This is a genomic window from Thermomonas carbonis (assembly GCF_014396975.1).
GTDB lineage: Bacteria > Pseudomonadota > Gammaproteobacteria > Xanthomonadales > Xanthomonadaceae > Thermomonas > Thermomonas carbonis.
Genome location: NZ_CP060719.1, coordinates 2,599,759 through 2,618,911 on the forward strand (window position 1 = coordinate 2,599,759; position 19,153 = coordinate 2,618,911).

General features: G+C 55.3%; 19 protein-coding genes. 1 reads left to right on the forward strand and 18 read right to left on the reverse strand.

What is annotated here, in order from left to right; translation table 11 throughout:
* Positions 1–34: 34 nt before the first annotated feature.
* Positions 35–601: an AbiU2 domain-containing protein gene (locus H9L16_RS12195; protein ID WP_187551950.1), complete on the reverse strand. Its 567-nt coding sequence runs from the start codon at positions 599–601 to the stop codon at positions 35–37.
* 439 nt (positions 602–1,040) lie between these two features.
* Complete coding sequence (locus tag H9L16_RS12200; protein WP_187551951.1) at positions 1,041–1,352, reverse strand: putative quinol monooxygenase; 312 nt, start codon at positions 1,350–1,352, stop codon at positions 1,041–1,043.
* Positions 1,353–1,949: 597 nt separating this feature from the next.
* Here H9L16_RS12200 and H9L16_RS12205 point away from each other — a divergent pair.
* Positions 1,950–2,114, forward strand: coding sequence for a hypothetical protein (locus H9L16_RS12205; protein WP_187551952.1), 165 nt, complete (start codon positions 1,950–1,952; stop codon positions 2,112–2,114).
* Positions 2,115–2,248: 134 nt separating this feature from the next.
* Here H9L16_RS12205 and H9L16_RS12210 read toward each other — a convergent pair whose 3' ends face one another.
* The 16 genes from H9L16_RS12210 to H9L16_RS12280 all read right to left on the reverse strand — a co-directional run bounded on the left by H9L16_RS12210 (position 2,249) and on the right by H9L16_RS12280 (position 17,963).
* Entirely contained in the window at positions 2,249–2,818 is a 570-nt protein-coding gene (locus tag H9L16_RS12210) for a hypothetical protein (protein WP_187551953.1), read from the reverse strand.
* A 103-nt stretch (positions 2,819–2,921) separates the two neighbouring features.
* On the reverse strand, positions 2,922–3,329 hold the full coding sequence (locus H9L16_RS12215) for a hypothetical protein (protein ID WP_187551954.1): 408 nt from the start codon (positions 3,327–3,329) through the stop codon (positions 2,922–2,924).
* A 482-nt stretch (positions 3,330–3,811) separates the two neighbouring features.
* The gene (locus H9L16_RS12220; protein ID WP_187551955.1) at positions 3,812–3,979 is read right to left on the reverse strand and encodes a hypothetical protein; all 168 of its coding nucleotides are present in this window, start codon (positions 3,977–3,979) and stop codon (positions 3,812–3,814) included.
* Between the two features lie 125 nt (positions 3,980–4,104).
* Positions 4,105–4,413, reverse strand: a complete 309-nt coding sequence (locus H9L16_RS12225; protein WP_187551956.1) for a hypothetical protein — start codon at positions 4,411–4,413, stop codon at positions 4,105–4,107.
* Between the two features lie 117 nt (positions 4,414–4,530).
* Positions 4,531–4,899 (reverse strand): YfeK family protein, encoded by a 369-nt coding sequence (locus tag H9L16_RS12230; RefSeq protein WP_187551957.1) that lies wholly within the window; start codon positions 4,897–4,899, stop codon positions 4,531–4,533.
* A gap of 109 nt (positions 4,900–5,008) precedes the next feature.
* Complete coding sequence (locus H9L16_RS12235; RefSeq protein WP_187551958.1) at positions 5,009–5,503, reverse strand: L,D-transpeptidase family protein; 495 nt, start codon at positions 5,501–5,503, stop codon at positions 5,009–5,011.
* A 1,700-nt stretch (positions 5,504–7,203) separates the two neighbouring features.
* Positions 7,204–7,647, reverse strand: a complete 444-nt coding sequence (locus H9L16_RS12240; RefSeq protein WP_187551959.1) for a hypothetical protein — start codon at positions 7,645–7,647, stop codon at positions 7,204–7,206.
* Between the two features lie 262 nt (positions 7,648–7,909).
* Complete coding sequence (locus H9L16_RS12245; RefSeq protein ID WP_187551960.1) at positions 7,910–8,167, reverse strand: hypothetical protein; 258 nt, start codon at positions 8,165–8,167, stop codon at positions 7,910–7,912.
* A 447-nt stretch (positions 8,168–8,614) separates the two neighbouring features.
* Entirely contained in the window at positions 8,615–8,905 is a 291-nt protein-coding gene (locus H9L16_RS12250) for a hypothetical protein (protein ID WP_187551961.1), read from the reverse strand.
* Positions 8,906–8,987: 82 nt separating this feature from the next.
* A complete protein-coding gene (locus H9L16_RS12255; protein ID WP_187551892.1) occupies positions 8,988–9,530 on the reverse strand; it encodes a hypothetical protein in 543 nt (180 codons plus the stop codon).
* Between the two features lie 2,072 nt (positions 9,531–11,602).
* Positions 11,603–12,259 carry a hypothetical protein gene (locus H9L16_RS12260; RefSeq protein ID WP_187551962.1) on the reverse strand — a complete coding sequence of 219 codons (657 nt, stop codon included), beginning with the start codon at positions 12,257–12,259 and terminating at the stop codon, positions 11,603–11,605.
* A gap of 752 nt (positions 12,260–13,011) precedes the next feature.
* Positions 13,012–13,380 carry a hypothetical protein gene (locus H9L16_RS12265; RefSeq protein WP_187551963.1) on the reverse strand — a complete coding sequence of 123 codons (369 nt, stop codon included), beginning with the start codon at positions 13,378–13,380 and terminating at the stop codon, positions 13,012–13,014.
* Between the two features lie 439 nt (positions 13,381–13,819).
* On the reverse strand, positions 13,820–14,023 hold the full coding sequence (locus H9L16_RS12270; RefSeq protein WP_187551964.1) for a hypothetical protein: 204 nt from the start codon (positions 14,021–14,023) through the stop codon (positions 13,820–13,822).
* Between the two features lie 2,217 nt (positions 14,024–16,240).
* Positions 16,241–16,681 carry a YbbD-related protein gene (locus H9L16_RS16605; RefSeq protein WP_484600440.1) on the reverse strand — a complete coding sequence of 147 codons (441 nt, stop codon included), beginning with the start codon at positions 16,679–16,681 and terminating at the stop codon, positions 16,241–16,243.
* Positions 16,682–16,784: 103 nt separating this feature from the next.
* Positions 16,785–17,201, reverse strand: coding sequence for a hypothetical protein (locus H9L16_RS12275; RefSeq protein ID WP_187551965.1), 417 nt, complete (start codon positions 17,199–17,201; stop codon positions 16,785–16,787).
* Positions 17,202–17,648: 447 nt separating this feature from the next.
* Positions 17,649–17,963: a hypothetical protein gene (locus H9L16_RS12280; RefSeq protein ID WP_187551966.1), complete on the reverse strand. Its 315-nt coding sequence runs from the start codon at positions 17,961–17,963 to the stop codon at positions 17,649–17,651.
* Positions 17,964–19,153: the final 1,190 nt, after the last annotated feature.

Below are 19,153 nucleotides of genomic sequence, written 5' to 3' on the forward strand. Positions count from 1 at the left end.
CGAGCCGCGAAGCGGTCTCGGCTTGAACGAATTGTTAGCTGCGCTCTTTCAGGGTTTGCAGCATTTTCAAAGTTTGGGAAGCCGTGGTCTTTGTGAAGAAGATCTCACGCTGTCCACGCCCGACGAGAAGTGCGTTTGCGATTGTGAGACCTGCGCTCGTTAGGTCTCGGAACTGGTTCGGCGTTATGGCCGCCTTATCGAAAGCCGCCTCGTATGAGAGCGATTTGCTACGGTGGGAGAAAAGATTACTGCGGAGTATGGCTAGCTTCGGCCGCAAGTGGCTTACGGACGAAAGGGCGGATTTGGCATCGGCAATCCGGTCGTCGGATATGAGTCCGTCCTTTTCCGCTTCTGCGATAAGCGACTCGAAGTTGATTGTGTCATTGCGATTCTCGAACAATGAGGCGAGATGCGTCACCAGAGATACAAAGTTCGCGTGCTCATCAAAGCGAAAGAACTCCGGAAACCGGTTCATTGCGTCAATGATGTTAGGCCTTGTGTCAGCCCCGACATAGACCCACCAAACGTCGTAGAAACGCCTGGCGAGGACAGTCAGGTGGCCTAGACGGTCAACTCGCGTATCGAATGGAAGTGACGGCATGTGAGCTCTTTGCAGCTAACGCCTGAGTTAAGCCGGGCCGATTTGCGGCCTTGGGCGAGTGAAAATGAGCAGCGCTCGCACGAGGCCGCGAAGCGGTCTCGGCTTGAACGAATTGTTAGACCGGTGCCAGCCGTTGCTTTTGACCAATGAACCGATCTGACCTGAGTCTAGTGCCGACAACCGCTCTTTGCGAGCAAGTCGAACCCAGAAACGGAGTGCCGGCGCTCTAGCCGGCACGGAGTTTGTGGCGAGGATCAAAAGCCTGGGCAAGGCGAGGCAAGAACAACGCCAACTTGGCTTGCCGCTTGTTGACCGGCCTTTGTTTCTGGACCGGTCTAACGCCTGAGTTAAGCCGACTTGCGTAGTGGAGGCAAAAGCGTGGCAAGCTTTTTCTGCCACGCTTTTGCTGTAACGAAGCAAGTTCGGCTTGAACGAATTGTTAGGCTTGCTCGCCGGGTAGCTTTGCCGCAAGTACATCAACGTTTTCGATGGAGGGAGGCTCGGAGAACAACTCACCTGCCTTTGCCATCAACGCTGCTGCGACCTTGCCGGAGAGATGTTCCTGCCGACCCGCTTCATCCGGGAAAGCATCAAAAATTCCGAAAGTGCTTGGTCCAAGGCGAATGCCAAACCATGCAATGGTGGCAGGCTCCTCATTGACGATGGGAAGGCCACTCACAAGGAAGCTCTCAACCTCTTTCTCTTTTCCGGGTTTCGCTTCAAGGCGAACGAACAAGGCTACTTTGACCATGGCATGTCTCCTGTTGTTAAAACGACATCACGATACGCGATGTTCTCTTGCAAGCCTAACGCCTGAGTTAAGACGGACCGCTTTGCGGCCTTGTGTGGGTGAAAATCTAGCAGAACCTGCACGAGGCCGCGAAGCGGTCTCGGCTTGAACGAATTGTTAGACCGGTGCCAGCCGTGGCTTTTGACCAAGAACCCATGACCTGAGCTAGGTCTAGAACTGACGATCGCTCTTTGCGAAATGCTGAACCCAGAAACGGAGTGCCGGCGTTCTTGCCGGCACGGAGTTTGTGGCGAAGATCAAAAGCCTGGGCCGGCAAGGAAAGATCAAACACCAACTTGGCTTGACGCTTGTTGACCGGCACTTTCTTCTGGACCGGTCTAACGCCTGAGTTAAGCCGGGCCGCTTTGCGGCCTTGGGCAAGTGAAACTCAATGGTACTTGCACGAGGCCGCGAAGCGGGCTCGGCTTGAACGAATTGTTAGGCTGCTGCGCGCTTACGCCACTGGCTACAAGTGTTGGAGTGGCCAAAAATGTCATGACTCGATGCTCTCCCATGTGGCTCAACTAGGTCAGGGAACTTGTTTAGTTGAGCCGAGAGTTGCTGGTGGACAACCATGAACGGCTCACCGCCGCCTTTGTAAGAGTTAAGAGCTTCCACGTACGCCGCCTGATTTTGTTGGGCAAGGCGAAGGATGAAGTCGTGACTAGTGAACGTATCAGGCATCGCAGCGATGTGCTTTGGGTACAGCGCGAAGAGGTGTGAAAAGTCGTGCTTTCCCATGTAATTCTCCTGCAGCCTAACGCCTGAGTTAAGCCGGGCCGCTTTGCGGCCTTGGGCAAGTGAAACTTGCAAGAACTTGCACGAGGCCGCGAAGCGGGCTCGGCTTGAACGAATTGTTAGCCCGTAGCGTTAAGGTGCATGCAGATTCTCGAAAGAACTAAGAGTGCATGCTCAATGTCTGGCGGTGATGTTGTGTTGCGATACCATCGAAGACGTTTACCTGCACCTTGTGGCTGCGCCCAATAATAGTTGAAGGGAAAGGTTGCTGGTGGAAGCGCTGAATTTGGAACAAGAAACTGATCCGTTAGATAAGTCCATTTGAATGGAGCGAGAATTTCGTCCTTGATCTGTTGAACGGATCGTCCTGTGAATGAGATATGAGTTGCGTCTTTGAAAGGTGCATTGCCCCTGACCGCGATTACCAAGCTGTGCGATTTCCCAAGAATTGCGAGAGCTGGCACTTCATCTATGTAGAAGGTGGTGCCTTGGGTTCGTTCCTGTTCGCACTTGGTAGTTAGCTCAGAAAAACTGGTTCCGAAGCCTCTGACTTCCCCTGAAGGATTGCCATGCCAAGCATTGCGATTAGTGTGGTAGCAGAAAAGTTTTGAGAGATAGGCGCCCACTGCATTCTCGTCCTCTATCCGTTCGTAGCTCGATAGCGGTTTGAGTGGCAAGACTTGTGTCATAAGGGCTAACGCCTGAGTTAAGCCGGGCCGCTGCGCGGAACGGCGGAGTGGTACACGTCACCATGCAGCCGAGCCGCGAAGCGGTCTCGGCTTGAACGAATTGTTAGGGCGCACGGAACAATGCTGGCGCTTTTGCCGTCAACTTTGGCTGTTGAAAGGATGCGAGTCCGTCGACAACCGAAAAGGGTAGGTAGGCCATGAATCGTTGTTCTCCGCGCTGCTCAATGTCGATCATAGCGCCGCTTGTGTTGTCTTCAACTGTCGGTGGCTCAAGAAGAATGACGAGGGCTGTGCCCAGCGCCCCGGCGGTGATGCCTTGCTGAAGTTCGTCAACAAGTGAGCCAAATGATTGCTCTTCTTCTCCTGGTTGGAATGCCGGGAAAAGCTCCTGAACCTGACCGTGAGCGTGCATTAATAGCGCGAAGCAAGGCACCAGCGACTGCGAGCCAATGAGGCGACCAATGACTGCCTGCGAGATTGAGAGCAGCTGATCTTGACGATGCGTAAGCAAGGTTGGAGTCCGTAAGAAATGGGGTGCGCCCTAACGCCTGAGTTAAGCCGGGCCGCTGCGCGGCTTGGCGGGATGGTAAACGCTACCATTTAAGCCGAGCCGCGAAGCGGTCTCGGCTTGAACGAATTGTTAGGCCGCAGCGATGGACGCAATTGCCCCAATCTCCGTCAAGTCATTCACTAGCTGCTGTGCCATCGAGTTGTCTGAAACGTAGACACGTTGAGTCTCACCACTAAGTACACCATCCGTTATCGCCTTACCCTGGACAAGGTCTATGCCGGTAGCGGCCCTGATGATGTTCGTACATGCAACCTTGTTGAACCCAACTTGCCAGCCTTGGATCTCGACGATTGTCATATGCGGCCTAACGCCTGAGTTAAGCCGGACCGCTGCGCGGAACGGCGGAGTGGTACACGTCACCATGCAGCCGAGCCGCGAAGCGGTCTCGGCTTGAACGAATTGTTAGGCCGCACCTGCGTGACTCATGCCGCCTTTGCCTGGGCAATGCACAACTGAAGCTTGGCTAGGAATTCTTCAGCCTCACTCTCACTCATGTCCAGCGGGTCACCATTTGAAGCAACAGCGACAATGCAAATGGCGGATCCGTCGAACCAGACGTCCAAGCGGTCTTTTGTAGGTGATTGCGTCATGGATCCTTCTGCGGCCTAACGCCTGAGTTAAGCCGGACCGCTGCGCGGAACGGCGGAGTGGTACACGTCACCATGCAGCCGAGCCGCGAAGCGGTCTCGGCTTGAACGAATTGTTAGACCAACGCCTAACGTAGCTGACGAACCCCAACGGCCTTGTCAGTGCCCTCGACTTTCATCTTCCAGCCTCCACTCGTTTGAAAGATGATGACGTCAGGGGAGTAGGCGTAGTGATAGTGATAGTGGTACTCGGTCTGCAGCCAAATCTGACCGTTCTGGAGCTTTATTACGGTCTCGCCTTCCCATCCTTCGAACTCACCATCGATCTGTGATTCGATGACGTCTTGGGCTTGAGCCGCAGTTGGGTGCAGGAGAGTGACAAAGCCTACAGACATTGACAGTGCGAGTAGAAGGACTGTTCTTTGTATGACCTGCATGACTTTCCCCTAGTTGGTCTAACGCCTGAGTTAAGACGGACCGCTTTGCGGAACGGCGGCGTGCTACACGCTAGCACGCAAGCCGAGCCGCGAAGCGGTCTCGGCTTGAACGAATTGTTAGCGCCGGCCGCCACTACGAACCGCGTTTAGCTGGCTTTTAAACCAAGAGCTGCTCGATACCGGAGCTGTCTTGCCACAGCGTACCTGGTAGGGCTTGCCCGACATGCTGCTCTTTGTGGCGGCAAGTTCAATGAATGACTCGGTGGTCGTTACCAAGCGCTTCTTCAGCAGGTAATCATACTTGCGCTGCAGGTGCTCGCTCGCTTTCTGGGCATTGTGCCAAGATCCGTTGCGGGAGAACTCACAGTTGGATTGCTTCAGGGCGGCAAAGAGCTGGCCCACTTCTTGGGTCGTCTTTGCCGACGGCGTCTGAGCGATCGCGCCGCCTGCAAATAGAAGTAAAAGTGTGAGTGCTGGGATCTTCATGGAGTAAGGCGCTAACGCCTGAGTTAAGCCGGACCGCTGCGCGGAACGGCGGAGTGGTACACGTCACCATGCAGCCGAGCCGCGAAGCGGTCTCGGCTTGAACGAATTGTTAGGGCGCAATCTGGATTGTTACCGGCACATCAATCATGGCCCAGATTTGATCCATTTGCGCGTTGGTCACTGCAATGCAGCCGTCAGTCCAGTCGTAGCGCTGAAGAACGTCAGGAGAGTAGCTGGAGCTATTGGGTTGGCCGTGAATCATGATGTCGCCGCCTGGCGATACACCAAGCTCCCTGGCGTGCTTTTTGTCTTGGGCGTTCGGATACGAGACGTGGATTGACAGGTAGTACTGGCTGTTCGGGTTCTTGTAATCGAGGACGTAGCGGCCCTCCGGGGTTCTCTTGTCACCCTCACGCTCCTTGTGACCAACGGGCGAACGGCCCAAAGAGATCGGGAACGTTGCTAGGAGTTCTTTCCCGTCATATAGGAACATTTGCCGTGCGGCCTTGTGCACGTAGACGAAGGTCGCCTTCTGCGGCGGCGGCGGGGTGGCACCGACCGAAAGGCTTGCGAATAGGGCGATGAGTAGACAGGGAACCTTCATTTGCGCCCTAACGCCTGAGTTAAGCCGGGCCGCTTTGCGGCCTTGGGCAAGTGAAACTTGCAAGAACTTGCACGAGGCCGCGAAGCGGGCTCGGCTTGAACGAATTGTTAGACCGGTGCCAGCCGTGGCTTTTGACCAAGAACCCGTGAACAGAGCCAAGTGTAGAACTGACGATCGCTCTTTGCGAACTGCTGACCCCAGAAGCGGAGTGCCGGCCGCTCTAGCCGGCACGGAGTTTGTGGCGAGGATCGAATGCCTGAAACAGGCGAGGGCCCGGCTCCGAGCTTTGCGCTTGTTGACCGGCATTTTCTCTGGACCGGTCTAACGCCTGAGTTAAGCCGGACCGCTGCGCGGAACGGCGGAGTGGTACACGTCACCATGCAGCCGAGCCGCGAAGCGGTCTCGGCTTGAACGAATTGTTAGCCCCCAACTGCGGGAACTTTGTGAATTGACCCGTTCCCTTGGCGGTCACACTTAAGCACGTAGTTCTCACCTGCAGTAAAGTTGAATACAAGTTTCATGCTGCCATCAAAGACAAAATAATTCGGACACGTGTAGTAGATGGAACGCGTTCCACGAGCCACATAGATGTGAAGTCCATTCCCGTCAATATCTTGGTCATCCACGCTGAGTATGCCGTACCCCCAGTTGGGATCTGTCTGTTGCTGTTCTGCTAGCAGTGTCAGTGATGCGTAGTTCTCGCCGGGCGTTCGTTTAGCTGAGATCAGCATAGAGCTGCAGCCTAGTACGAAGAATGGAGCTAGCAAGAGCGATGCATGTCTCATTGGGGGCTAACGCCTGAGTTAAGCCGGGCCGCTTTGCGGCCTTGGGCAAGTGAAACTTGCAAGAACTTGCACGAGGCCGCGAAGCGGGCTCGGCTTGAACGAGTTGTTAGACCGGTGCCAGCCGTGGCTTTTGACCAAGAACCCATGAACTGGGCCAAGTCTAGACCTGACGATCGCTCTTTGCGAAGTGCTGAACCCAGAAACGGAGTGCCGGCCGCTCTAGCCGGCACGGAGTTTGTGGCGACGATCAAAGGCCTGAGACAAGCGAGGGAAGAACAAACCCAACTTGGCGTGACGCTTGTTGACCGGCAGTTGTTTCTGGACCGGTCTAACGCCTGAGTTAAGCCGGGCCGCTTTGCGGCCTTGGGCAAGTGAAACTCAATGGTACTTGCACGAGGCCGCGAAGCGGGCTCGGCTTGAACGAATTGTTAGACCTGCCAACAGTTATCCCCGCCACTCAAACTCAATGGGAAACGTGTGGCGGCAAGCCGTGCGCCGTGAAGGGTAGCGCCATTTAGAGAGGGCAGAAACGATTGACTCGTCATATCCGCTGGGCTTCCCGCGACTGCGGCCGATCGGATGCCAAGTTGCAGAAGTGATCTCGGGTAACTCCACCAGTCCTGTCGCCAGGATTGTGAGGGAGATTTCCACCTGTCCGGGGAACTCGTTATGCAAGCGGCGTGGAAGCTCGGGTGCAACGAAAAACACCGGCGCGAGATTAGAAGTGCATTCTTGCATCGGTTCTTTGCCTGTTGATGCGCCGGACGCCGCGCCTAGCAGTAGAGCGCAAAAAGAGCAGAGAACTTTCATGGCAGGTCTAACGCCTGAGTTAAGCCGGACCGCTGCGCGGAACGGCGGAGTGGTACACGTCACCATGCAGCCGAGCCGCGAAGCGGTCTCGGCTTGAACGAATTGTTAGCCCGCAGCCTCACATGCTTCACTGATCTTTACTTGGTACTCGATTACAGCTGACTCTTGAGTGATCTCTGTCTTGCTGCATTGAATCAGGAACGGTCTCTTTGCGCCCGCAGGAATAGGGCCAATGAGTCGCGTTTCACACTCGTTGATTTGTGACCCTGGCTTTCCAATCGTTGCGGAAATTACAGCATCACGCCACTCGAGGTTTGAAGAATTGTGGGCCACGCCAAAGATGGCTACTTGATCCACGTCTGGCACGAAATTGTGCCTTTCAATAGCGAGTCCTGCCGGTGCGGTCTTGCAGGGGGCGTGTACAGGAGCGGTGGATTGCATGTCCTTCATGTACTGCCTCTCCGCGTACCACATGAAGCCGAAAACGGTGGCCGCAATGAGTGCGATCGTAATTATTGCGCTGAGTACGGAGATGAGAAGTTGCTTCATGCGGGCTAACGCCTGAGTTAAGCCGAAACGCGTAGTGGAGGTAAAAACATGGCAAGCTTTTCCTGCCATGTTTTTGCCGTAACGAAGCGGTTTCGGCTTGAACGAATTGTTAGGCCAGCGTTTTAGGCGACGAGACCGCACATGCGACGGCTTGCGCGTGCAGCACCGAGAGAACCAAAGCAGCGACGAAACAAAGATGTTGCCGAAGGGACTGAACCACACGGTTGCACAGAGTAGCCGAAATTTGCCCGAAGTCCGACGCCTAGTTTTGGACGCGGAAATTGGCGAACAGCGCCCACGCGATGAGCGTCGCAGAAATCCCCCACGCTCCGGAAAGCACCGCGGCCCCTGTCTCGGAGATCGGACCTACGAGATCGGAGAGCAGCGCGTAGGGGAAATAGAGAACTTTGAGGGTGATGTCGTGCCAAGCGGGCAGTGTGCAGCCCTCAGTGTAGAAGCAGGATATCGACGAATACACCAAATACCGAAGACCAGAGTTGTGCAGGAATGCGGTGATCACTCCGATGCTGCATAAAAATGGCACGTGCTTTTTGATGGGCCTAACGCCTGAGTTAAGCCGGGCCGATTTGCGGCCTTGGGCAGGTGAAAATATATAGCACTTGCACGAGGCCGCGAAGCGGGCTCGGCTTGAACGAATTGTTAGCGCGACGCCCTTTCTGGAGCCCCGCTTTCAGTTGCGCATCATCCGATTGGCCTGTGGTCGGCTGCTTTCCTGGATGATCGGGCAGGGCGCGATGGAGTTGCCACCGAAGCCCGCCGTCAAGCGGAGCGAAAGCAATTCACGCGGTCCCACGCGGACGCGCACTGTCGCCGAAGCCCGTGGCCAAGCTTTGTGTGAACTTGAGCGCTAACGCCTGAGTTAAGACGGACCGCTTTGCGGAACGGCGGCGTGCTACACGCTAGCACGCAAGCCGAGCCGCGAAGCGGTCTCGGCTTGAACGAATTGTTAGGCGCGCCCATGCACAAAGAACTTACGCGCCTCCGGGTGGAACGATTCAATCAATGCTGGCTCGCTGCGGTCCTGGCGAGACCAGATTGACCATATCGACTCTCCAGCAGCGTCAGCAATGTCTGGATCAACCGATTGATCTTGAACAAGTTGCAGAAGAGCCGCCTCAGCCTCCGGCTCATCGTATTCACCAAGATCCATTGCTGCATCATGACGGTCGCCGAACGGCGCTGCCTGATTTAGCACAACCGTTATCAAACCCGCCGGCTGATTGGTCTTGGCAGTCACGACTAGAAGATTCCTGTGCGCGCCTAACGCCTGAGTTAAGCCGGACCGCTGCGCGGCACGGCGTGATGGTACGCGTCACCATTTAAGCCGAGCCGCGAAGCGGTCTCGGCTTGAACGAATTGTTAGGCGCGCGCCACTGAAGCTTGATTGATTCCGTATGCGCTCCATCTGATTCCAGTCGATCGATTAAGCCAATGCATATATCTTGCAGAATCAAAAGCAATGGCACAGCAGTTTCTCTACGGTGCCTGAGGAAATTCAGTGCCTCATAGAACTTCGATTCCGTGTCAAGGCGCGAGAACGGCTGCTCTACGTAATGGTGCATCACCTCGTTACGATATTTGACGATTTGCGTCCAATCTCGGTCTAGCAGTTCTGGATGGCTTGAGTCGACGTGCTCTTTCAGCTTTTGAATCAAAGGGCCGAGTGTGTTCTTTGAGTCTAGGTAGAGCCTCCAGTTGGAAGGGTCTTCACCAGCAAGGCTGGCGTCTTTCCCGGGCGGAATTAGATGAGGCAGCATCATCTTAAGTCTTGCCTCAATTCCTTGGAAAACATAAACACACCTTCCAAGCTCCGCGAAAAGTAGCTCGTGTTGCTTTGAAGTTGGGATCCAAACTTTGCTCATCGATAAGCGCCTAACGCCTGAGTTAAGCCGGGCCGCTTTGCGGCTTTGGGCGAGTGAAGATCATAGCGACTTACACGAGCCGCGAAGCGGTCTCGGCTTGAACGATTAGTTATGCGCCTGATTCAGTCGGTGAACCCGGCGGGCTGAAGCGATCTTAAGCCCGCGAAGATCGGGATGCGAAGGTCACTTCACGAAGGCCAGGTTGGTTGGTGGCCAGTAAAGCCAACACTGTCAGCTGCATTGCACGATCAATTGGGGACTTCAGATCGCATGGCTGATGGATTCAAGCCGAAGAAGCGCGGTTACGGGTGACCACGCATAACGCCTGAGTTAAGCCGGAGCGCTTTGCGGCCGCGGCGATGGTTGAATCTTACGACCATTTCCGCGGCCGCGAAGCGGTCTCGGCTTGAACGAATTGTTAGATGCCATGCCCTGTTCGCGAGAAGAGAAAGCCTTCTTGGTTGTCGATGTTGCAAACAAGGTCTTGGCTATCAGTTCTAGTGCAATGAATTTCAGCAGGCCCGACTTGGCGGCCGTTCTCGCACTCTCCGACTTTGAGGTTGAAGTCAATCTTCTCTCGGCTGGTGTCTACTGTTCCGGCCTGACTACAGGTTGTAGGAGCTGAATTTGGGTTCGGGTAGTAGATCGTTCGCGTGGCATAAATCCCATTGCTGCACATGGTCAGCGTGTTCCTGGCCAAGTCCACTCGATCTATTGTGTGCTTCCAGCACTCTTCCTTGGCCACCTTCTGAGCGACAGAGGAACATCCTGAAGCGGATAGGACGAATACTGCAAATGCGAAGTACTTGAGCATGGCATCTAACGCCTGAGTTAAGCCGCACCGATTTGCGGCGTTGTGCGAGTCAAGATTAGCAAGACTTGCACGACGCCGCGAAGCGGTGTCGGCTTGGACGAATTGTTATGCAGCGTCTGAGAGTAGGCGAAGCAACGCGGATGAAGCGATCTTAGGCCCGCGAAGATCGGGACGCGAGAGTCACTTCACGAAAGCCAAGGCGGTGAGCGGCCCGAAACCGCTGTTGCCAATGAACACATGCATTGAGCCAACAACAGGCTGACAACTTGCAAGGCAATCAGAGCTGCCCACAAAAAAATCGAAAAGCTCTTTGCGTTTGACCGCGCATAACGCCTGAGTTAAGCCGGGCCGCTGCGCGGAACGGCGGAGTGGTACACGTCACCATGCAGCCGAGCCGCGAAGCGGTCTCGGCTTGAACGAATTGTTAGCCGTCAACACGAACGCTGCAGTTCTTTGCCGGGATTTCAACACTAATCTTTGGTGGTGCCGAACCAGAGCATTGCGTAACGATTACTTGGGAGGCCCGTCTCATATGGGCAGAAAATTTCTGAATCTCCCCGCTAGTATGTGGTTTCCCGACCTTAGAAACGTAAAGTTCGTAGCCACCTCTCCGCACACGGAGGCCCATGTAGATGTCGCCGCTTTGTACCGGCACGTGAGACTCCTCGGGGAAGCCCTCTGCATCGAACCCGGCTCTACGCAGCGCCTCCACAGCGCAACTCATGCCCCTAGCTGTCGGACTGTCAATCTCAACCCTTGTCTCTGAGATTGGATCACATCCCAGGCAAGTAGAAGCTAGTAGAACAATCGCAACGACGGGAAATCCTTTCATTGACGGCTAACGCCTGAGTTAAGCCGCACCGATTTGCGGCGTTGTGCGAGTGAAGATTAGCAAGACTTGCACGACGCCGCGAAGCGGTGTCGGCTTGGACGAATTGTTAGCGCGGTGCGTAGTCACAGAGCCTCAGATGGCCAACCTGATTGCATCCTGGCCGTCGAAGGTGGCGTTCGGTCAGGGCCAGCCACCGCTTTCCCGAAAAACCAACGCCTGAAGAAGCGTTTTTGCTGGCTGATCGCGAGCAATTGCGACAACAGCTGAGAACAACAGAATAATTTTTAGAGCAAATTCCGTGAACTCGTTCTACCCCGCGCTAACGCCTGAGTTAAGCCGGACCGCTGCGCGGAACGGCGGAGTGGTACACGTCACCATGCAGCCGAGCCGCGAAGCGGTCTCGGCTTGAACGAATTGTTAGCTCTCTTACTCATTGGGTTTTGGCTTAGGCGTGAGGCTATCTCTGAGTGCAAGAACTTGTTTACGCCGATCCGCTCGCAATGCAGGAACCACATAGATTTCATGCAGCACTTCAGAAAGTGAGGCAAGGATCACTCGCAGATGCTTGGATTGCCAGCCGTCGTAGGAATTTTCATGAACCTTGGCGCTTGTTACCTGTTGGATCGTAAGAAGAGTGTCGAAGAACGTGGGGTCGACCTCCGGGTGCTTTTCCTTCAGTGACTTGATCCGCTCGTCATAGTTCTCTCCTTCCGCTTCACTCAGTACGCCAAGCTCATAAACGATCTTGCGCGCACAGGCTGACGCGCCGGTCAAATAGTTACTCTTAAGACACCCCTCTGCTTCCGTAAGAAGTTCCCGGAGCGGTCGTGGCACTCTGTCGTCTAGAACGAAGAACGAGGTCGGTACAGAGTAAAAGAACAGTCCGTCAAGGATCTCACTGAGGCTGCTACCTTCCACTTGCCGAAAGCGGTACGTGGTAGTGCCGCTCCAAGAGCCGGAGTTAACTACGCCTGGGGGATCAAACGACAAGTGCATTGACTTGTGGTGGCATGACTCGCAGCGCACGAAGTACGCGGTGCAGGGCTTTTCATCCGTCCAGTCAAAAGTGACATGGTCGTACACGTGATAGGCAACGTGTCGCCGATTGCAGAATGGACAGTTGTAGACCCTTCCATCTACGAAGTACTTCGAGTCGAGGTGCGATTGATCTGTCATAAGAGAGCTAACGCCTGAGTTAAGCCGGACCGCTGCGCGGAACGGCGGAGTGGTACACGTCACCATGCAGCCGAGCCGCGAAGCGGTCTCGGCTTGAACGAATTGTTAGCCCTACACGCGATCAAGTAGTTCATGGGACGGGCCATAGCCAATCTTCCACCCAGCGAAGCAGCCAAGGACGCCGCACGTTGAACAGCGGTATCCCACGTAAAGCCATTTGATATCTGTGCTATCTGCGTAGAGGGAGAATCCAACTCCTATATTGGCACCCGAAGATTGGCACTCACTACATTGCCAGCTCTCCGGCTCAGCGTCACTCCAATACTCTTGACTGTCGCAGATGAAGTGCGCAACTCCGCACGCAGTGCATGTTCTGCGGGCAACCCCCTCGTTGTCGTCGGCTTCAAGGCTGAATTGATCGGATCCGCAACTGCAGCGGGCTAAGCGGAACACGTGGGTCTGGTATCCATCAGAACTGTAAGCCTCCAGGTACTCCTCTATGTCTTGAGGAGCACTGCCGACCCACCACCTTCCGGTCGTATCGATAGTCATCTGTAGGGCTAACGCCTGAGTTAAGACGGACCGCTGCGCGGAACGGCGGCGTGCTACACGCTAGCACGCAAGCCGAGCCGCGAAGCGGTCTCGGCTTGAACGAATTGTTAGGTGCCGCCCTTACTCCCAAAAAGCGCTAGCAGAAAGACATACACGCCGGCTGGAATGAGTAGCCCTGTCAATGCTGCGAGATGTGCCAGCCACGCGGCTGAAATCCCAACTGCAACCGCAAAGATGATGTACAAGCTGGTCATTCCTAGGATCGGAATCAGGTACGCATAGGACGTGCGTTGCAGAGCACCACGTCTGAGCAGCGGAAGAAATATGCCTAAAGACAGCAAATGGGTCGCCGCAGAGAACGCGATTGATCCGAAGAAAAGCAGGCCCAACAGTTCTGCTTGTCCAGGACCCGAAGCTATACAGATCGAGGGCAATGAACTGAGAGCAGCAAATGCTGGCAGGCGATACTGGTTCATAGGCACCTAACGCCTGAGTTAAGCCGGGCCGATTTGCGGCCTTGGGCAAGTGAAACTTGCAAGGAACTTGCACGAGGCCGCGAAGCGGTCTCGGCTTGAACGAATTGTTAGACCGGTGCCAGCCGTGCTTTTTGACCAACGAACCGATCTGACCTGAGTCTAGTGCCGACAACCGCTCTTTGCGAGATGCCGAACCCAGAAACGGAGTGCCGGCCGCTCTAGCCGGCACGGAGTTTGTGGCGAGGATCAAAGGCCTGGAACAGGCGAGGGCCCGCGGCTCCGAGCGTTTCGCTTGTTGACCGGCATTTGTTTCTGGACCGGTCTAACGCCTGAGTTAAGCCGGGCCGCTTTGCGGCCTTGGGCAAGTGAAACTCAATGGTACTTGCACGAGGCCGCGAAGCGGGCTCGGCTTGAACGAATTGTTAGGCCTCAGCCTTAACTACTCGGGCCTAAGTGGGAACAACGGTTCCGAGCTTGCCTTGTATGCGCTGTAGCCGCCGCCAATCTGTAGGCCGCGAGCTTCAGCCAGCACGACAATTGCACCCATGAATTCGTTGGCCTGATCCACCGTGATGAGTCCGCCGCCATCTTGCTCAATTGCGAAGTTGAATTCCCAAGCGACCTGCGGTTCGTTGCCAGACATTCGCTGGTACTCCATGAGGCCTAACGCCTGAGTTAAGCCGCACCGATTTGCGGCGTTGTGCAAGTGAAGATTAGCAAGACTTGCACGACGCCGCGAAGCGGTGTCGGCTTGGACGAATTGTTAGCCCGCTGAAGCCGGCTGTTCTTGCAGATTGGAAGCGAACTGAGTTCATTTGAAGCCAAGAAATGTTTCACCGCGCGGAGTTGTAGCGGGTTTGAGGTGCGACGGAGCGCGGGCGAGAGGCGATCAGGGAAGATCTTCGGGCTTTGCCGAGAATGCTCTAAGCGATGATCTATTTCTTCTGCGGGCTAACGCCTGAGTTAAGCCGCACCGATTTGCGGCGTTGTGCAAGTGAAGATTAGCAAGACTTGCACGACGCCGCGAAGCGGTGTCGGCTTGGACGAATTGTTAGCGCGGTGCGTAGTCACAGAGGCTCAGATGGCCAACCTGATTGCATCCCGGCCGTCGAAGGTGGCGTTCGGTCAGGGCCAGCCGCCGCTTTTTCCGAGAACCAATGCCTGGAGAAGATCGACAGTTGCTGATCGCGAGCACTCTCGGGGAGGGCGGGAGCCAGCATAAATTTTCTAAGAGCAGGTTCCGTGAACTCGTTCTACCCCGCGCTAACGCCTGAGTTAAGCCGGACCGCTGCGCGGAACGGCGGAGTGGTACACGTCACCATGCAGCCGAGCCGCGAAGCGGTCTCGGCTTGAACGAATTGTTAGGCCGCAGTGCGTTGGTTCAACGCCAACAAAAGCCATAGCAATATTGCTGCAACTGAAGCGCTTAGCAAGTAGAGGATTGGAAGATCACCCAGCGTCACGGGCATCATTTGAAGGGCCCGAGCATCTGGATGGTTCATAGATGACAGCCGAAACTCATAGATGGCCAAAACCGCGAGTGGAGTAGCAAGCGCCAGTCCCACGACGGTCCAGAGCGATCTACCGGCCTTAGGGGTTCTCTGAAGGAAGAGTCGGCGAGCCGGGTAAATGCCTGAGACAGCAATCAATGCGATGACTGCTGAGGAGCCAAACATCACATAGCCGATAGTTTCGTACATGCGGCCTAACGCCTGAGTTAAGCCGGACCGCTGCGCGGAACGGCGAAGTGGTACACGTCACCATGCAGCCGAGCCGCGAAGCGGTCTCGGCTTGAACGAATTGTTAGGCCTCACCCGTTCTCTGTTCTGGTAGCGGATTGTCAGCTGTGGAACGTTCTACGATGCGCAATGTGAGCTCATCTCCAACGGATAGTTGAGCGTGATGCCAATGAAGGTGGACGTGCATCGGCTCATCTGTGGCCGACGTGAGTCCCGTGAGACTGGTCTCTAGGATGCACGAATCCTTTAAGTTGGCCGTGCCTTGTGATGCAGATCCTAGTTTCCCTCGCGCAGTGAGGGTATGGGATAGCACGCTCAAGCTATCTGAGCCAGCAGACGAAACTAATTTGCCGTTGACTACCAGTTCGATGACGATCATTTGTGAGGCCTAACGCCTGAGTTAAGCCGCACCGATTTGCGGCGTTGTGGAAGTGAAGATTAGCAAGACTTGCACGACGCCGCGAAGCGGTGTCGGCTTGGACGAATTGTTAGCGCGGTGCGTAGTCACAGAGGCTCAGATTGCCAACCTGATTGCATCCCGGCCGTCGAAGCTGGCGTTCGGTCAGGGCCAGCCACCGCTTTTCCCGAGAACCAACGCCTGGACAAGATCGGCAGTTGCTGATCGCGAGCACTTTCGGGGAGGGCGGGAGCAAGCACAAATTTTCTAAGAGCAAGTTCTGTGAACTCGTTCTACCCCGCGCTAACGCCTGAGCTAAGCCGGGCCGCTGCGCGGCATTGGCGATGGTCAAATCATAGCCGGCCAGCGCCGAGGCCGCGAAGCGGGCTCGGCTTGAGCGAATTGTTAGACCGGTGCCAGCCGTGCTTTTGGCCAACGAACTGATCTGACTTGAGTCTAGTGCCGACAACTGCTCTTTGCGAGCAAGTCGAACCCAGAAACGGAGTGCCGGCGCTCTGGCCGGCACGGAGTTTGTGGCGAGGATCAGAGGCCTGGGCGAGGCGAGGGAAGAAAAAACACCAATATGGCTTGACGCTTGTTGACCGGCCTTTGTTTCTGGACCGGTCTAACGCCTGAGTTAAGACGGACCGCTTTGCGGAACGGCGGCGTGCTACACGCTAGCACGCAAGCCGAGCCGCGAAGCGGTCTCGGCTTGAACGAATTGTTAGCGGGCAGACACGCGCCAAACAACCGATACACCTCCAGAGTTGTGCACGCCCACAAGAACAGGTTTAGATGACGCGTCTGCTGGACAGCGATAGAAAACGTACGAGCTGAGTAGCTGGCGCTCAGTTGGCCACCATTCCTGCCTGTAGCGCGATGGCTTAGCTTCTGAAGCTGGGATGAGCTTGCACTGTGCGGGTGGCCGCCAAGCCGTGCCTAGCTTGTGCTTGAAAGAAAGAGCGCTTTCGTTAGTGTCGATGTTATGGATTTCATGGAGTTCGGTTGCTGAGTCAGGGAGCCATGAGGGAATCCAACCGCTTGAGATGCCGCCTCTCGATTTGACTTCAGTCATGTCGGAATAGGTGGTCTCCAAAACATCAAGAGGGCCACAACCCGCCAGCAAACTGCCGAAGATGCAAATGGCTGCGCTTAGTTGCTTCATGCCCGCTAACGCCTGAGTTAAGCCGGACCGCTGCGCGGAACGGCGGAGTGGTACACGTCACCATGCAGCCGAGCCGCGAAGCGGTCTCGGCTTGAACGAATTGTTAGGTGGGCCCTGGATACAATTGAGTGATATTTGAGTCAAACGCTGTGCGCATGACTTGAGGCAGCCAACTTTCTTTGCGCAACGCAGTACGAAGATTGGCAGGAATTTGGTCCAAGAGTTGGTCCCAACGCTTGGCCGTCTCTGGGACCGAGCACGAGGCGCCATCTTTGAGAATGAAGGTGATCCAAATCGTGTCCCAAGTGAAATCATCAGTCTGTCCGGCGAAGACTCTTTCAATCTCTGACCATGCGACAAAATTCTCCGAGCCACCTGGGGCAAGAAACGGTCGATAGTCGATATGAGAGATGACAAGCCCGCCAGGCTGGAAAGAGACTTGCCAGTCGTCAGCTGGTCGTAAAAGGAAGCCACGTTTGCCAGCCTCAATCCGATAGCGAATGAAATCGCGAAATTTCACGATGCCCACCTAACGCCTGAGTTAAGCCGCACCGATTTGCGGCGTTGTGGAAGTGAAGATTAGCAAGACTTGCACGACGCCGCGAAGCGGTGTCGGCTTGGACGAATTGTTATGCGCCTGATGCAGTGGGTGAACCCGGCGGGCTGAAGTGATCTTAAGCCCGCGAAGATCGGGATGCGATTGCCACATCACGAAAGACAGGCCGGTAGGCGGTGCGGATCTGCCTTTGCCAACGAACAACTGCACACAGCCAACACCAAACCACTGAATTGCAACTTGGTCACTGTTGCCAAAAAAGATCGAAAAGCTCTTTGCGTTTGACCGCGCATAACGCCTGAGTTAAGACGGACCGCTTTGCGGAACGGCGGCGTGCTACACGCTAGCACGCAAGCCGAGCCGCGAAGCGGTCTCGGCTTGAACGAATTGTTAGGCCGCTGCCCGGAATTTCTAGAGAAGTTCCCACTCAACAATAAAATCTGGATTCGCAGTCTGATTGCCTCTGGCTTTTGTTTCTTGATGGTGTCTGGTCGCGGTCTTGTTAGTGAGATCAAATTCAAGGATCACATCTGCAACCTTTTTCCCAGACTTGGCGCGGATCTTTGTGTCTGTCCAGGATTCAATCGTGTATTCACTTAGGAGGGAGAACAGGGCGGAAGAGGGCATGCGCGGTTCATCTTCCTTTGTCATGAGTGCTGCGACCGCCTCAGTGCACGACATGGTCTCTTTGCGGCAAATGATCTGTACGGTGTTGATCTTTGACAAGGGCGGAGAACCTACCTCTGTGTCTGTAACCCACCGACCAGACGCTTCAATTGAGTCTGGGGTAACTGCTATTGAAGCTGGAAGAGCCCTAATCTGGTCGTCAGCTTGCGCGCAAGCCGTGAGGGATAGAAGGGCAATAATCACTATGGGTCTCATTGAATGCTCTCCTGCGGCCTAACGCCTGAGTTAAGCCGGACCGCTGCGCGGCCTTGGGCAAGTGAAACTTGCAAGAACTTGCACGAGGCCGCGAAGCGGGCTCGGCTTGAACGAATTGTTAGCGCCCAGGCCACGTACCCTTATGCACGACTTGCTCGCCAGCGAACGTGACCTTGTTAACGCGATAAGCCTCTCGGCCAAAGGTGAATTTGGCCCAGTACTCACACTCACACATGATTGCGACGTCTGTTGGAGAGTGCAACTCATAATTTAGGTTCAGCGCATCTGTATGACCAACTACTGAGGGAGCCCGGCCGGATAAGCCGCATGCTGCGACCGTGTGCGTAAGAAAGCTGACCGTATCACCGGACGTAAGCCTCCAGACTTGGGGCCTTGCGTCCGTACCCTCAAAGTCCCCGCTGCAGCCAAGAAACTCGAACGACTGCAATGCGAGCGGCGATGCATGCTGAACTCTCACAGGCGTGCAGGCCGCGAGTATCAAGGTGACTAGTGTGATCGCGATATTCTTCATGGGCGCTAACGCCTGAGTTAAGCCGGACCGCTGCGCGGAACGGCGGAGTGGTACACGTCACCATGCAGCCGAGCCGCGAAGCGGTCTCGGCTTGAACGAATTGTTAGGTGCGCCCCTAGTCACCGAGGAACCAAACATATGAATGTGTTGTGCCATGAGCCTCGGAAACAAGTGTGATCAGGTCATCCAGCTGTTTAGCGGGCCTGCCGCCAGCGACCTTGGTACGGACTTGGTGCAACTCTGAGAGAAGATCAGGCAACTGCAGCTGGTTGAAGCAAGCGTCACCAGCAGGATCGATGTAACGAGCGCACGAACCGGGCTGTTGATATAGGAGCTTACTTAGGTTGCTCAGAAGGAAATCAGCGTCCGAAAGCTCGCCGAGAACTTCACCGCGTTCGTTCTTCCAGTAAACGTTGATTCCCATTGCGCACCTAACGCCTGAGTTAAGCCGGACCGCTGCGCGGAACGGCGGAGTGGTACACGTCACCATGCAGCCGAGCCG

Excerpts from the sequence above, each read along its gene's own strand:
- H9L16_RS12195 (WP_187551950.1), bottom strand. The coding sequence starts at position 601 with ATGCCGTCACTTCCATTCGATACGCGAGTTGACCGTCTAGGCCACCTG.
- H9L16_RS12200 (WP_187551951.1), bottom strand. The coding sequence starts at position 1,352 with ATGGTCAAAGTAGCCTTGTTCGTTCGCCTTGAAGCGAAACCCGGAAAA.
- H9L16_RS12210 (WP_187551953.1), bottom strand. The coding sequence starts at position 2,818 with ATGACACAAGTCTTGCCACTCAAACCGCTATCGAGCTACGAACGGATA.
- H9L16_RS12220 (WP_187551955.1), bottom strand. The coding sequence starts at position 3,979 with ATGACGCAATCACCTACAAAAGACCGCTTGGACGTCTGGTTCGACGGA.
- H9L16_RS12225 (WP_187551956.1), bottom strand. The coding sequence starts at position 4,413 with ATGCAGGTCATACAAAGAACAGTCCTTCTACTCGCACTGTCAATGTCT.
- H9L16_RS12230 (WP_187551957.1), bottom strand. The coding sequence starts at position 4,899 with ATGAAGATCCCAGCACTCACACTTTTACTTCTATTTGCAGGCGGCGCG.
- H9L16_RS12235 (WP_187551958.1), bottom strand. The coding sequence starts at position 5,503 with ATGAAGGTTCCCTGTCTACTCATCGCCCTATTCGCAAGCCTTTCGGTC.
- H9L16_RS12240 (WP_187551959.1), bottom strand. The coding sequence starts at position 7,647 with ATGAAGCAACTTCTCATCTCCGTACTCAGCGCAATAATTACGATCGCA.
- H9L16_RS12255 (WP_187551892.1), bottom strand. The coding sequence starts at position 9,530 with ATGAGCAAAGTTTGGATCCCAACTTCAAAGCAACACGAGCTACTTTTC.
- H9L16_RS12265 (WP_187551963.1), bottom strand. The coding sequence starts at position 13,380 with ATGAACCAGTATCGCCTGCCAGCATTTGCTGCTCTCAGTTCATTGCCC.
- H9L16_RS12270 (WP_187551964.1), bottom strand. The coding sequence starts at position 14,023 with ATGTCTGGCAACGAACCGCAGGTCGCTTGGGAATTCAACTTCGCAATT.
- H9L16_RS16605 (WP_484600440.1), bottom strand. The coding sequence starts at position 16,681 with ATGAAGCAACTAAGCGCAGCCATTTGCATCTTCGGCAGTTTGCTGGCG.